The sequence below is a fragment of the Nostoc sp. C057 genome (assembly GCF_013393925.1).
GTDB lineage: Bacteria > Cyanobacteriota > Cyanobacteriia > Cyanobacteriales > Nostocaceae > Nostoc > Nostoc muscorum_A.
In genome coordinates, this window is the sequence record NZ_CP040281.1 from 3,071,075 (window position 1) to 3,086,105 (window position 15,031).

The following is a 15,031-nucleotide window of genomic DNA, read 5'->3' on the forward strand; positions in this document are numbered from 1 at the left end:
TTAGCAATATTATTCACTAACCTAATCAGCCTTAAATGTATCGTCCAAATATTGTAAAGCTATTCACAAAAAGAACTATAATTTTCGCACCAAAAAAATGGTTATTTAGCTTACTAATAATATCTCTAGTTCTCTGGTTGATATTTTTGGGAAATTCCCCTTTACGAGACTGGGATGAAGGGACTTACGCTCTAGTCGCCAGAGAAATTTACCGGACTGGTAACTGGCTTTATCCCACCCTTCAGGGAGAACCATTTTTATTAAAACCGCCTTTGATGCAATGGTTAATTGCTTTGTGCTACCAACTAGGAGGAGTACAAGAGTTAACCACACGCTTACCTGGTGCGATTTTAACTGCCTTGGGTGTGCCTTTGCTTTATTTAGTGGGGCGTTTGGCTTTTAAACAAAATTTACCTGCTCTATTTGCTGCTTTAGTTTACTTGACAATGTTGCCTGTGGTGCGTCATGGACGACTGGCAATGTTAGATGGGATGACTATTTCTTTTTTCTTATTGTTGTTATTTTGTCTTTTAAAGGCACGTCAGAACCGAAAATATGCTCTAGGCGTGGGATTTTGTCTGGGGTTAATTATTCTGACTAAGGGAACGATAGTTTTACTATTGGGGGCGATCGCCTGTTTATTCTTGCTTGCAGATCGCCAATTAGCTTTGTTGAAAAGTCCCTATCTCTGGGTGGGAATTTTATTAGGAAATGCTCCTGCGATCGCTTGGTATATTGCTCAATGGCAACATTATGGTAATACTTTTTTAGAAGTGCATTTTCAAGCACAAGCTTTTGACCGCCTTACACAAACTGTTGAAGGTAATAGCGGGCCTGTTTGGTACTATTTATTAGAATTACTCAAATATGGTTTTCCCTGGCTGTTATTTTTACCTGGAGGACTTTATCTAGCTTGGAAAAAACGTTATGAAACTTGGGGTTCTCTAGTTCTTTTGTCCATAATTATTTACTTAGGAACTATTTCTTTTATGAGAACTAAGCTTCCGTGGTATGTCATGCCTGTATATCCATTTTTAGCCTTGGCAATTGGTGCTAATTTGAGCGAAGTTTGGCAGAATCGTCATTTTCGAGTGCGAAGCTGGACAATATTTCTAGCTATTATTTCTATTGCTGGTTTAGGAGGTTGTGTTTACTTTTTTATGAAAAAAGAGCCTATTTTGATAGTCATGAGCATTGTTTTGGTAATAAGTATGGGTATCGCAGCATGGCTAGTTAAACAGCGCGATCGCAACTTTATTCCTGTATTATTTACAGGGATGTATTTAGTTTTAACCCTGTTGGTAAGTTCGCAATCTTGGATTTGGGAATTAAAGGAAGCTTTTCCAGTCAAGCCAGTAGCAGCATTAATTCGGGCAAATGTTTCACCAGGAACACAAATTTACACCTCTTTTGCTTATGGCCGTCCCAGTTTAGATTTTTATAGCGATTGCAAGGTAACTGCTACAACTGTGCCACTTCTGCAAAAAATGTTATCAAATAAATCTTATTTGCTGTTAGATAATAGGGCTTTACAGCAAATAAATTTAACTGGTAGTAAAATTCTAGGAGCAACTAACGAATTTACACTAATTACTAAAAATTAATTATCCCAAAAGCTACAGATACCCGACTTTTCAAATCAGTCAGGTATCTTATTTATCGATAAAACACTAATAAATAATATTAATCAACCTAAGCTACCCAAAGATCGCGGGCAAATCGAATAGAAAATGTCAACATTAGTATTCCAAAAAAGTACATGATTGGGTATCCCCAACGAGGATAACGGGCAAGTAATAACCCGAATGCCATTGACAGCGATACAATACCGTAAGCGTAGCGTTCAGCCGAGGCTGTAATTCCAGTGTTTAAAATTAAAGCCAAGGAAGAGAACCCATAGACAACAGTAACAAGGGGAATTTTAGCACGTGATAACCATAGTAAATATATCCCACCAAAAACTAGTGGGATTTTTAGTAATTCATCTCCTGCCAATAACCACAACAATAGCCATAAAAAACATACTCCATTGCGGAATTTAACCATTCCCAGATGTAAACGAAAGCGCCATAAGAAACAGGCGCTACCAATAATTATTAATAATAATAACGGATGTAAAGGGTCTTTAATATAGCCAGCTTTAAAATTAGTGAAACCTATCGTAATTTGCATCAGCATCTGCCACCAACCCTGCCAAGCAAATCCTGCTGCATCACCACGCCACGCTTTTTGTGCATGGATGAAAGCCAAAGCATCGCCAAATTTAATTTGACAATAAAGACTGTACAGGGATATACCCAAACCAACACTTAAACTGGCAATATAGGCTTTTATACCTCTACGTTCTTTCCAAGAAACAAATAGAAAAGCCGGGATGAGAGCAACTCCAGGTAATCGTGTGGCTGTAGATAATGCTCCCCAAAATCCTGCCCAAATATATTGCTTTTTATCAAATGCTCGTAATGCAGATGTGGTACATAACAAAAATAGACCTTCAGTGTAAATTACGGTTCCATAAAGAGAATAGGGACACCATACTAAAGTAGCTGTTACCCATCGTGCTGTGCTTGTGCCGTAATGCTCATGTACCCAACGATAAAGTATTATTAAGGTAGCTAAAAAAGCCGAATTATTAACTAATATAGCTGCTACTTTAGGAGAAAAGCCAATAAACATAACTATACGACTTAATAAAGGAAATAAAGGAAAAAATGCAACTGTGTGTATTTCCTTTACGTCACTAGAGAAATCATAACCATAAGTCATAATTTTCTCATACCAAACACTATCCCAAGCATAGAAAACATCCCAACCAAACGTAGCAGCAACGCTATTAGATGGGGCTGGAAATAATGGAGCAATTAGTAACATTGCGATAGCTATTAGAAGCCTACTAGATAGCCACATTACTATGATAAAAAATAAGCCATCCGGCAAAATTTTTTTCTCTATATTCATTTCTTTTAAATAGATACATTAACTTTTGATTGATGCGTTAGAAAAATTCAGCTTTGAATTTTGGATAAATCATGTCACAGTTTCGTACAACAAACCAGAGTGTAAAACCTAAAGGTATAGAAAACAACTGGATATATATAGGAGTTCCCAAATAGCCAAAAAATGAGGACATTTGCACTACGATAGCTACCCAACGATATTGAGGAAAGTAAAAGGCAAAGATCAGAGAAAATATATCGGTAGGATAGAAATATCTGTCGTGCATCTTGGGTAGGATATATGGCATAAAGAAAACTGATATTGTCGCTAAGTGTATCAGCCTGTCTTGAGTAATTTCTAGTCTACTTTTATAAACAATGTATGCAAATAAAAATATTGCAGATATAGTTAAGCCTAAACCTATAGGAACAACAATATTATAAAAATTACTGGGAATCCATTGATAAATATTAGGTGCATTTTTAGTGAGTTCTTTATATTTATTAGCTTGGTTAAAGTATATTAGCAGCAATTCTGACATTGGTCTGCCTACAAACCAAGCTGGCAATATTAAAACTACATATACTAATGGAATCAATGGTAAATAATACCAATAAATTCTTTTTTTAAGTAACATTATTAATAATAAAGGTGCTAAAAACATAGCTTGGAACTTAAAAGAAAGTGCTATGCCAAAGCTAATTAATGCTAAAACTTGTTTTTGAAGAGATAAAAAATAAATACAGGCAATCAATCCTGTTGTATAGATAACATCACATTGCCCCCAAATGGCACTATTACAAATAACACTTGGACTTAATATAACTGCCAAAAAAGCAAAGATTGGTATTTTCCCTTCTGGGTATTTTAGTTTGACAATTTTGTAAGTAAAAAAGGCACAAAGAAAATCAACAGTTATAGCAAAAAGCTTGATTGCGAAGATTTTTGGCAATCCAGACAGCAGGGTGGCGGAGATTAAAATCCAGTAGAGGTAAGGGGGTGTGTAATCGGCAAAACTATATTTTAGAGCGCTGAAGCCGCCATGAGATGCAATGAAATCATACCAAGGCTCTAAAAAATATTTATAATCAAGCGATTTACTCGGAACAAAAACTAATCGAATTACCACTGCTAAGATAATGCCAATAGTGAAGTATCTATTAACCTGGGATGGGAAAGAGTTTAACAGCCTATTGAACTGATGTTTCACCAATTTTAATAATGTATTGCCGGAAGTTTTCGTTATAAATTGTATCAGTCAAGTTGGCGGTGTCGAAATATTAAATCAAGAGGAAGCGATTAGAAATCGCGGCTACACAAAATTTTCTCGATCTCCTGGGGTTAAAAATTTTGACTTTTCATACTTTTTGTGTATTAGCATTCGCGTCAGCGTGCCGGAGGCTCTATTATGTTCGCCCCATACTACGATCCTTCGTTTGTTATTTGAACAGTGGATTGGCTAGATTGCGCTAGATAGATACCCACTAAAACTACGGCGAAAGTTGCCCAGTCAAACAAACCGACCTGTTCTGAAAAAATGAACCAAGCAAAAATGGAAGCCAGGACTGGTTCGAGAAGAAGTGTGACGGCGACGACGCTTGAGGAGATTCTGCTGAGGCTATAAGCTAAAAGTCCCTGACCCAATACTTGGCAGAAGAGGGCTTGGAAAATGATGAAAAACCAACCCGTCCAGGAATAGGGTAACAGTCGATCTTCGAGAAATGGGAGTACGGGTAGTAGAAACATCGTGGTTACTCCACAGCGCCACAGCATAATAGTTGCGGTGCTAAAACGGGTTCGGAGTCGTTCTATCAGCAGCATACACGTAGCCATGAAAATCGCGGTTAGCAATGCTAAGGTATCACCCAGTATTTGGTCAGTTGCAAATTGCACTTTATTGAGTTCAAATGCGATCGCTCCTGCCAAGGCTATGACCAGTCCAATCACGAATCTGTTATCGAAGCGCCGACCGAATAACACATACCCAGCCAAAGCAACAAATAAGGAGTTCAAATTAGAGAGTAAAGCAACATTAGCAACACTAGTTTGACTCAGCGACCAAGCCCATAAAAGAAGGTAGGTTCCAGCAGAGGTTCCCATTGCCAACAATAGCCACACTTCTTGGCTCGTAAAAGGCTCATTTTCTATAGGTTCATTATCAGATTGTTGGCTGCGGAAAGCTTCAAGTAAATTCCACAGGGCAAAGACAATTGTGGCGATCCAACTGCGATGAAATACTACAGCATTTGCACCAATTTCTTGTTGACATAATTTAGTCAGAGATGGTGCTAAAGATATGGGAATTAGGGCAAATAATAATGATGCAGTTCCTAATAAAGCTGGCGTTTCGGAGAATTGTTGCTTTAGTAATGACAGTTTGCTCGTCATACTTTTAACGAAAGTGTTAACTACATTTGTGACTGATTTCTGGATCGGGAAATTAACAACACCTTGGCTAGATACGGCTAAGTATAAACCCATTAAAACTACAGCGAAACCTACCCAATTTGAGAAAGTCAATTTTTCCGAAAATATTATCAGAGCGAAAATACCGCTAAATACTGGCTCTAACAGATGCACCAATGAGACAACCACAGAGGAAAACTTGGCAAGGCAATAGGTCAAAAGCCCATGACCTAAAACTTGGCAGATCAGCGCTAAGGAAATGACCCACAGCCACCCACTGACTGTAGAAGGAAAAAGCTGATCTTGAGTAAACAAAAGTATGGGTAAGATAATTAGGGCACTAATCGCACTGATCCACAACTGGATTGTGGCCGGAGAAAATTTAGTTCGTAATTTTTCTACGATTAGCAGATATACACTCAAGAAAATTGCAGAAACGATCGCAGCAAAGCCCCCTTGAACTTCGTCTGTGGCGATTTGCAACTCCTCAAATTCTATAGCGATCGCTCCCCCAAGGGCGATGACCATCCCAATCAGGAATTGGCTCTCAAAACTCTTACGATATAACAGCCACACCCCTAAGCTAGTAAATATTGGGGCGAGATTATGTAAAACACTAGAAATCGCAACGCTAGTTTCAGTTAGTGACCAAGCCAAAGAGACTAAAGTGCCAGCCCAAAATATCCCAGCACTTCCCAATAGCAAGAGATCCTGGCTAGTGTAAAATTGCTGTTCTTCAGGTTTGTCTAAGGAAAGTCGCTGACGTATAGCCTTGTATCCGTTCCAGAGCAAGAAGAACACACTAGCAAGCCACAAGCGATTAAATACAGTGGCATTGGGGCTGAGTTGAGTTTCGCTCAATTTCACGAAAATAGAGCCAAAAGATATGGCACCTACACCGACAAATAATGCAGCTAGGGCTATCTTCCTTTGATTGGATACATTCATTAGGGAATTTAAATTCAACTTCTCACCAATAAAGAATCAAACCTCTAACCAACCCAACGTTCTTGGGCAAATCCTACAGCTATTTTGGCTAGTAGTGTCATAAAAGCGCCCAAGATTAAATATCCCTGACGAGGATGGCGAGATAGCAGCACACCAATGGCTATATTCAAAGGCACAATACCATAAGCGAGACGGCTCAAGGAGATAGTACCCCCCGAAGCTAGCAGCAAACCAATACCGCAAAAGCCATAAATAACGGTAACTGCGGTCAGTTGCGTGCGTAAGCGCCATAACACATAGCCACCACCCAAAACCATGAACAAGTTGAGCAAGTTATTGATCCACTCTTCGCTTGCTAGGAGCAACAGAGATAAGACTAAAGCATAAAAGCTATAGAATAATTTCACAAAATTTAAATGTTGACGGAAGCGCCATAAAAGATAGCCACTGGCAACAATCACGCCTAATAACAATAGATACCAGGGGTCTGCAATCCCACCAGATGGTTTTTGAATCCAACCATATTGCCAGTTTTTTGTGCCAACTATAATTTGCATCAGCATATTTAACCAACCCTGCCAATCAAACCCTAGAGTTGGTCGCCATCCTCGTTGTGCTTCGATAAAAGCTAAAGGGTTGCCAAAATAAATCGCACAATAAAAACTGAATAGAAGTATGCCAGTGGCAGTAACAAAACCAGCAATATAGGCTATGGGTGGTCGGCGTTCTTTCCACGCTGCGATCGCTAATGCTGGAATTAATGCCATACCTGTAGGACGTGTTGCTGTCGCCATCGCCCCCCAAAGCCCAGTCCAGCCGTACTGCTTTTGATCAAACGCCCGCAAAGCCGATGTACTCAAAAATAAATACAGCCCCTCTGTGTAAACCACCCCCGTAAACATGGATGATGGATATAAAGAAACTACAGCAGTAGTCCAGTGCGCTGCATTGATGCCATAATTCTCCTTAACCCAAAAATACAAACAGTAAAGCGCTGCGAAAAATGCCAGGTTGTTGACTAACGTACCTGCTAATTCAAACGGCAAGCCCAGCTTCATCAAAACCCAGATGCTTAAGGGAAACAGGGGAAAGAAGGCAAGATTATGTTGCTTACCGTCATTCACAAATTCATATCCAGAAGTTGCGATCGCTCGATAATGCATACTATCCCAGGCATCAAAAACGCCCCAGCCAAAATGAGGCAAAAATTCTTCTGGTGGTAACGGTAGTTTTGGCGCAACCAGCAACATAGCAGTCCAGATGAATATTCGACTGGCAAGCCATATTGCTGCTGGAAATAGGAAATCATTTTTCCATAAAACTTTTTTTATAACTATTTGAACTTTGACCATAGGGTTGAGTGCTTCAACAAACTTCTTTCTGCATCCTTTTACCTATGGCTGTAACACAGCAATTTATGAGTAACATTTTGCATATTAAATCCTCCACCAACATAATTAACAAACTGGACAAATTAGCAATTAATTGAAATTATTTCCTATTTAGTTACTTTTGCCAATTCTCTAGAAGTTTATCTTTAAAAATATAGTATTTATAAGTACATTTTTTGTCTAGTTATATGAAAGTTGAGCTTTATGGCTAGCAGTCGATCGAGTTAAAATCAACAGATTGGGGTTGGCGCAGCGAAAAAAGTATGGATAAATTTCCCTTTGTATCCCCGATCTTGCCCTCCCCGCGTCTCTCCTCGTCTGCGTCAGTGTATCGATTATAGTCATTGCTGTTATTAAAGAGTCCCCAGCAATTTATAGTGGGAGTTGTCTGTAAATCCTTAAGCAATTGTGAAAGCGATTACTCTTGTTGGTTCCACTGGTTCTATCGGTACTCAGACTTTAGATATTGTCACTCAGTACCCAGATCAGTTTCGGATTGTGGGATTGGCAGCTGGGAATAATGTAGAGATGTTGGCTGCTCAAATTCGGCAGTTTCGACCGAAAATAGCAGCAATTTGCTCAGAAGATAAATTACCAGCGCTCAAAGAAGCTATCATTGACCTCGATCCCCAACCGATTCTACTAGCAGGCGAGGCTGGAGTGATAGAAGTAGCTCGCTATGGCGATGCTCAAACTGTTGTCACTGGGATCGTTGGTTGTGCTGGTTTGCTACCCACGATCGCAGCTATTGAAGCTGGTAAAGATATTGCCTTAGCGAACAAAGAAACCCTGATTGCTGGGGCCCCTGTGGTTCTACCCCTAGTCGAAAAACACGGTGTAAAATTACTCCCAGCCGATTCCGAACATTCGGCAATTTTTCAATGTCTCCAAGGTGTGCCAAAGTCAGGCTTGCGGAAAATTTTGCTCACTGCATCTGGTGGGGCTTTCCGAGACTGGGATGTAGAAAGGTTAGCAGATGTAACCGTTGCTGACGCTCTCAAGCATCCTAATTGGTCGATGGGGCGGAAAATCACAGTAGACTCTGCTACTTTGATGAATAAAGGACTGGAAGTAATTGAGGCTCACTTCCTGTTTGGGTTGAATTATGACAATATCGAAATTGTCATTCATCCCCAGAGCATTATTCACTCGCTGATTGAACTGCAAGATACTTCCGTTTTAGCCCAACTCGGTTGGCCGGATATGCGCTTACCCTTACTGTATGCTCTATCTTGGCCCGATCGCATCTATACCAACTGGGAACGACTAGATTTAGTCAAAGCTGGAAATTTAACCTTCCGGGAACCAGATCACCAAAAGTATCCTTGTATGCAGTTGGCTTATGCTGTGGGTAAAGCTGGTGGTTCGATGCCAGCTGTGTTAAACGCTGCAAATGAGCAAGCTGTAGCTTTATTTTTAGATGAAAAAATTCGCTTTTTAGATATTCCCCGGTGTATCGAATGGGTGTGCGATCGCCATCAAAATGATAACCGTGCAAATCCCTCTTTAGATGACATTTTGGCAGCAGATAAATGGGCAAGACAAGAAGTTTTAACAGCGACTGAAAAATTAGAAACTCACCCACGGATAATTTCTTTGCGATAAAAACCTTCACTCAGATACCCAAAAGGCAGATTTGCTGGCTCTTGACCAATTATTGTTTAGCCTTCAGTATTAAGCTGAAGGCTAACGACCAAATATCATACTTTCCTAATATCAAAAATGCGTAGCCGTAAGGCATCGCACTCCATCCCAAAGCCCAAGTCGGTGTAGGATACCAAAGGCAAATATTTTTGGTATATACTATAAATGCGCTTTGAGTGGGACGAGAATAAAGCCGAGTCAAATTTTTTGAAACATGGCATTGAATTCGAGGAAGCTGTAACAGTTTTTGCCGACCCCTATCTTCTGTTTACGGAGGATTCTAGTCATTCTCAGGGAGAAGAAAGGGAATGGGCAATTGGTGAAGCGGAAGATGGCTCAATTGTTGTGGTTGTTTTTACCATGCGAGGTGAGCGACTTAGGATAATTAGTGCAAGAAAAGCTACCTCAAAGGAGTGTCAACAATATGAGTCAGGAATCTGAGTTTCCTTTTGATAGAGCAAGACGAGTTACACCAGAAGAAAACCAAAAATTCAGAGATGCGATCGCAGATCAGTTTGGGGTTACACTCAGAAAGCGTGGACGACCTGCTAAGGGTGAAGAAGAAAAGTATGAGCCGATTTCTATCAGATTTCATCCTAAAATCATAGCCTGGGCGAAAGAAGAAGCAGAAAAACGAGGGGTAGGCTATCAAACGGTTATCAATGAAGCACTATTAGAGAAAATAGGCTGATAGTAAGATTTAAGCTATCTTACAACTCCAATAAGACTAAAATTTAGCGATCGCACTCCCTCCCAAAATACTAAAATGCGTAGCCGTAAGGCTTGTCGTCAGACATCGCACTTTCCTCAACATCACAAATACGTAGCGTGGCTATTTATTATTAGGGCAAATTTCTTTTCGCAAATCGGGACGGGAAGCGAGGTATTCTTTTAAATGGTCGCAACCTCGTATTAGTGAGCTATCTAACCCGAATTTCTCACGATCAATAAAACAGCCTTTTCAGTCTCAGGATGTTTTCAAAAATCAAATCGGAGTCCTAATCTAACTCTTGTATCTTGTGATTATTGATACATAAGATTTAAAAAATTCTTTCCAGTAATTCTGCCAAATTGCCAAATAAGTTGCCTCTCATCTGAATTATAGTCTCATTTTCAGATAATATGACATTGGTACAGTTAGACAAAAAATTTTGGCTTTAGTAGCTATTCCAAATTAGGTCTAATAGCTTTAGCACTAGTGAATTTTAGTTCAGATAAAATTACCCTTTCTGAATAAATATCCTCTCAGGTAAGGGCTATTGTTAAGGAATTTATATATTATGATTGCTACGTTGATTGTAGCTTGGATTGTCTTCGTAATATTGTGGAAGTTGTTGAAAGCCACTCTGAAGAATGCATTAACCATTGCCGCAATTCTGATTTTATTAAACATTAGTTTTGGCATTACCCCACAAGATATTTGGCATCACATCATGCAGTTTACTCAAAGTTTATCAAATATCCAAAGCGGCAAGTAAAAAGTAAGATTAATTAAATTCAGCACAAAATAACTAGACAAGTAGGGGAAATTCATGAATTGCCCCTACTTTAGCAACTTATTAAGGATAGTTAAACTCTGACACAGCGTACTGCTCAATCATTATTTAATGCTGAAATCTTGGCTAATGCATCCTTAAAACTTGGCGGTAACTGACGCATAATCTTGCCTCTTTCGCGATCTAAAGCTACTAAAGTCACCTTGGCAGTAACGTATAATTCTTGTCCATCAGTTGAGACAATTGCATAATCCCAATTAATTCGGACACCTGTTACCTCAGCCATGCGCGTTTTTACTACCACTGCCATACCCAATTGAATTGAACGATGATAACGCAACGACAGTTCTACAACTGGTAAATCACAACCTATCGCAACTAAATCAGCAAATTCAATCCCTATAGATCGCAAGCATTCAATCCGTGCTTCTTCCATCCAAGCTAGATAAGAACCGTGCCAGACAACACCAGAATAGTCAGTGTGGTGGGGTTGCACTCTTAGAGGATATTCAAACCAATTCCCAAATTCATGACTTGATGGATTGTCAAGGGCAGTGGTGGGTGGTAATTTTGGTTGGCTGGGTTTTTCTTGTGACATTTTCACTTTTCTAAGCACCTATAAATTTTCCAAATATGGAATAGCATAAAAATTCATTGCGTTCCATAACTTAATTGATTTAATATTTACACTTCCGAGTATAGGGAGTGTTTTGTTATGCAGCCTAATCTCCGGTATGTTAGTCTTATTACTTTAACTCTACTTAGTTTACTCGGTTTTGGGATGGCATACCCAGACAATAACCAGGTAAGTACAAATACAAGGTTGAAATATAACTCTGGAGAAAAAGCTCAAGCTTTACCCCAGAATAATCAGCTTTTAGAAATTGAAAGGCTCAATGAAGAAGCTATCAAAGAATCTCGGCAAGGTCAATCGGAAGAAGTGTTGCAGAGATTACAGCAAGCACTAGCCATTACTAGAGAACGTGGAGAGCGCTCTTGGGAAGCGGTAACATTCAATAACATCGGCAGAATCTACCAAAGTCAAAGAAAGTATCCTGAAGCACTTCAATCCTATCAGCAAGCCCTATTAATTAATAGAGAACTTGGGGATCTTGTTCGACTTGGCAAAACCTACAGTAACATAGGTTACTTATTTGATATTCAAAATCAACCAGAGTTAGCAATTTTTTTCTACAAGCATTGCTTAATTAATCGTGAGAAAGCTCGCTTGAATCCATCAGCACTGAGTGCGCCACAACCAGACGCTTACAGCATAACTGTTAGCCAGACATATCGGATTTTGGGTGAACGATTGCTCAAACAAGAACGTGTTGCTGAAGCACAAAGGACAATGGATTTACTCAAAGTTGAAGAACTAGAAGAATATCTCCAGACTGTGCCAGGTAATCAACGTACTGTCAAAGCTATTAATATAGCAGCAACAGAAAAACCAATTAAACAAAAGCTGGATCAAACCTTGGATAGTGCTGTTGTGTTGGGTAAAGAACTGACAACACTACGGAAAATTTCTCCCAAGGAGCGATCGCTCGAACAGAAACAACGCATTGAGCAATTAGTCTTAAATCAACAGCAACTTTTGGATAAATTTAACGACTTTATTAATAGTCCTTCAGTGAAAGCACAGATAGAGCAAATTAGCCGTACAGCTAGGCGGCAAAATTTGGATTTGGAGAATCTCAACGAACTTCGGGATAATTTGGCGAGATTGCCTCAAAAATCTGCAATCCTCTATCCACTGATTTTAAAAGATAGCTTGGAATTGGTATTAGTCACTCCTGAATCCCCACCGATTCATCGCACTGTTGCTGTAAAACGCGAAAATCTCCATCAAACAATTGGTACTTTCCGCCAAGCTTTAATCAACCCCAGCCGAAATATCAAAGCACCTGCACGCCAATTGTATGACTGGCTAATTAAACCTATAGAAAAAGACCTGAAGCAATCAGGTACACAAACTCTGATTTACGCTCCAGATGAGCAATTACGCTATATTCCTTTAACTGCTTTATATGATGGCAAACAATGGCTAGTGCAGCGTTTGGGTGTAAATCACATTACATCTGTCAGTCTGACTAACTTAAATACCCCACAAGAATCTACTTTGCGGGTTTTAGCTGGTGCTTTTACTAAAGGTAATTATCAAATTAAAGTTGGGAATCGACAGGTTGCTTTTGCTGGTTTGCCCTTTGCAACGCAAGAAGTGGAAAACTTAGCCGCTACGGTTCCTGAAACTACGAAGCTTTTAGATGATGCTTTTAGCCCCAAAGTCGCTGTACCCCAAATGGATGATTATACAATTGTCCATTTAGCGACTCATGCAGCCTTTGTGGTCGGTAAACCAGAAGATTCGTTTATTTTATTCGGAAATGGCGATCGCGTTAACTTGAGAAATGTCGCTACTTGGTCACTCCCCCATGTAGATTTGGTAGTGTTAAGTGCCTGTGAAACCGGCTTGGGAGGTAAGTTAGGTAACGGTGAGGAAATTTTGGGCTTTGGCTATCAGATGCAACAAACCGGCGCAAGAGCCGCGATCGCTTCGCTGTGGTCTGTAGATGATGGTGGGACACAAGCGCTTATGAGTGCTTTTTATGGTATCCTTACCACCGATAAGTTAACTAAAGCTGAAACCTTACGACAAGCTCAAGTCTCATTAATTACTGGAGACTGGAAAATAAGAAGCCACAATGTACCCGTGGCAGCAGTTAGTAATTTTAGTCACCCGTACTACTGGGCATCCTTTATTTTAATTGGCAATGGACTTTAGGTGTTGACCGTTTCCCATCTCTGTCAAAGGATGCCTTATTCAACTTTGTGGCTGATTCCCACCAAAAAAAATTCATTAAAAATTCATAATTCATGACTTATAATTCATAATTTCTTTATGTAAACAGGTTTTAACTCAAGCATAATTATGTTGGTTGCTTGATAGTTGTGATTTTTCTTAACCTATTTTTTAGTTAGGAATTATGAATTAGTAATTACTAATTATTATGCTAATTCTGATTAACAGTGCATTTTAACTTTCAGCTAAAAGCTCAAAATCAGGCTCGTGAGGTTTTAGCAGATAGAAAAAAATAGGCGATGGGCTACAAGCCAATCACTTGATGGTAATGGAGAACAGACTAAGAGCGATCGCTAACTAAGCCATCATTACCAATTACCGATAATCGATTTCTAATTTGCGATCGACCTTGGGAACCTTAATATTTCTTGGCAAGAATTTTAGAGTCTGTATCGGTTTGCATAGATTGCTTGACAAGATCAGCCAGTTCGTCCAGTTGGCTAATTGCCTCTGCGCCTTCTAGCTTCATTAATTCGCGGTCATCCCGCATTTCCGTCCAAGTAATCCCGTAATCGGACACCAAAAACCGAATCAGGTGGTTATCACCCAAGCTAACCATAAACGATGCACTATTCATTTGGTCGCCACAGGTATAACAAGAAGCAGGATACCCGCGCCGCTCTAATACGACTGCCAAGGCTTGCAGGTTCATTACCAAGTCTTGGACGAATTGTCGATGTTGATGTGCTAGTCTCAGAAACACTTTTGTCCTCCAGACACCACAGTCATTTGAGTTTCTTTTATATTTTCTTTAGATTTTCTCATCCACTGGTATTGTAAACTATTCAATACAATTACCAGACAGATAATATTGAGTCGTTAATTGACTACCTTGTTTAGGGTAGTAGATCAGGGTTTTGAGCGCCGTATCAAACTATTCAGTTTGCAAATTAAAAATCTCGGACAGAATTGCTAAATTTAACTATATCTTTATACACTTCTGTCAGGGTAGATTCTTACATGAAGCATTCCGCTTTAAGAGTAACTTAAATCTAGCACTAGTCAAGTACAGAAAAGCTTCATATTTAATTTTTACTGATGACGTGCAGCCAATTTCAGTGTTATTTAAGGCTATAACGTAGTTTTGCATCGTTATAGTGTCTCTTGCTTAGATGTTTAATCTGTTCTCTTTCTAACGTAGATTTTGGTATAGACCAATAATTAGGTATACCAAATTTCTTCCTCCCGTATATATAAAGTTGAGCAGATGACAGTGTAAATTTTAGATTCAGTACTAAAAGAAGATTAAGTATAGTAATTTATACAACCTTCACGTAGCCGATAGATTAAGTCTGAGTGTAGAATCCAGAATGGATCACCTTAACACTGACAGTATCTAAACTCAG

At 39.3% G+C, this 15,031-nt stretch carries 12 protein-coding genes; 6 read left to right on the forward strand and 6 right to left on the reverse strand.

What is annotated here, in order from left to right:
* The first annotated feature begins 35 nt into the window (after nucleotides 1-35).
* The gene (locus FD724_RS13335) at nucleotides 36-1,604 is read left to right on the forward strand and encodes a glycosyltransferase family 39 protein (RefSeq protein WP_179072963.1); all 1,569 of its coding nucleotides are present in this window, start codon (nucleotides 36-38) and stop codon (nucleotides 1,602-1,604) included.
* A gap of 88 nt (nucleotides 1,605-1,692) precedes the next feature.
* Here FD724_RS13335 and FD724_RS13340 read toward each other — a convergent pair whose 3' ends face one another.
* From FD724_RS13340 to FD724_RS13360, 4 genes are all read right to left on the reverse strand, one after another.
* Entirely contained in the window at nucleotides 1,693-2,958 is a 1,266-nt protein-coding gene (locus FD724_RS13340; RefSeq protein WP_179072964.1) for a hypothetical protein, read from the reverse strand.
* 37 nt (nucleotides 2,959-2,995) lie between these two features.
* Nucleotides 2,996-4,066, reverse strand: coding sequence for a hypothetical protein (locus FD724_RS13345; RefSeq protein ID WP_256874552.1), 1,071 nt, complete (start codon nucleotides 4,064-4,066; stop codon nucleotides 2,996-2,998).
* Nucleotides 4,067-4,359: 293 nt separating this feature from the next.
* On the reverse strand, nucleotides 4,360-6,291 hold the full coding sequence (locus FD724_RS40335) for a DMT family transporter (protein ID WP_218651521.1): 1,932 nt from the start codon (nucleotides 6,289-6,291) through the stop codon (nucleotides 4,360-4,362).
* A 44-nt stretch (nucleotides 6,292-6,335) separates the two neighbouring features.
* Nucleotides 6,336-7,643, reverse strand: a complete 1,308-nt coding sequence (locus tag FD724_RS13360) for a mannosyltransferase family protein (protein WP_179072965.1) — start codon at nucleotides 7,641-7,643, stop codon at nucleotides 6,336-6,338.
* Nucleotides 7,644-8,090: 447 nt separating this feature from the next.
* Here FD724_RS13360 and dxr point away from each other — a divergent pair, with 447 nt between their 5' ends.
* The 4 genes from dxr to FD724_RS13380 all read left to right on the forward strand — a co-directional run bounded on the left by dxr (nucleotide 8,091) and on the right by FD724_RS13380 (nucleotide 10,804).
* On the forward strand, nucleotides 8,091-9,287 hold the full coding sequence (dxr, locus tag FD724_RS13365) for a 1-deoxy-D-xylulose-5-phosphate reductoisomerase (RefSeq protein ID WP_179072966.1): 1,197 nt from the start codon (nucleotides 8,091-8,093) through the stop codon (nucleotides 9,285-9,287).
* Between the two features lie 204 nt (nucleotides 9,288-9,491).
* Nucleotides 9,492-9,767 carry a BrnT family toxin gene (locus FD724_RS13370; RefSeq protein ID WP_179072967.1) on the forward strand — a complete coding sequence of 92 codons (276 nt, stop codon included), beginning with the start codon at nucleotides 9,492-9,494 and terminating at the stop codon, nucleotides 9,765-9,767.
* Entirely contained in the window at nucleotides 9,751-10,017 is a 267-nt protein-coding gene (locus FD724_RS13375) for a BrnA antitoxin family protein (protein ID WP_179072968.1), read from the forward strand. Before FD724_RS13370 ends, FD724_RS13375 begins: the two co-directional genes overlap by 17 nt.
* A 589-nt stretch (nucleotides 10,018-10,606) precedes the next feature.
* Nucleotides 10,607-10,804 carry a hypothetical protein gene (locus FD724_RS13380; protein WP_114083805.1) on the forward strand — a complete coding sequence of 66 codons (198 nt, stop codon included), beginning with the start codon at nucleotides 10,607-10,609 and terminating at the stop codon, nucleotides 10,802-10,804.
* Nucleotides 10,805-10,919: 115 nt separating this feature from the next.
* On the opposite strand, the gene FD724_RS13385 is transcribed toward FD724_RS13380, so the two are convergent.
* Nucleotides 10,920-11,420: a thioesterase family protein gene (locus FD724_RS13385; RefSeq protein ID WP_041565716.1), complete on the reverse strand. Its 501-nt coding sequence runs from the start codon at nucleotides 11,418-11,420 to the stop codon at nucleotides 10,920-10,922.
* 117 nt (nucleotides 11,421-11,537) lie between these two features.
* Between FD724_RS13385 and FD724_RS13390 the strand changes: the two genes are divergently transcribed.
* Nucleotides 11,538-13,607, forward strand: coding sequence for a CHAT domain-containing protein (locus FD724_RS13390; protein ID WP_179072969.1), 2,070 nt, complete (start codon nucleotides 11,538-11,540; stop codon nucleotides 13,605-13,607).
* 436 nt (nucleotides 13,608-14,043) lie between these two features.
* Here the strand turns inward: FD724_RS13390 and FD724_RS13395 are convergent, their stop codons facing one another.
* Nucleotides 14,044-14,388, reverse strand: a complete 345-nt coding sequence (locus tag FD724_RS13395) for a DUF1815 family protein (protein WP_012412199.1) — start codon at nucleotides 14,386-14,388, stop codon at nucleotides 14,044-14,046.
* Nucleotides 14,389-15,031 lie beyond the last annotated feature (643 nt).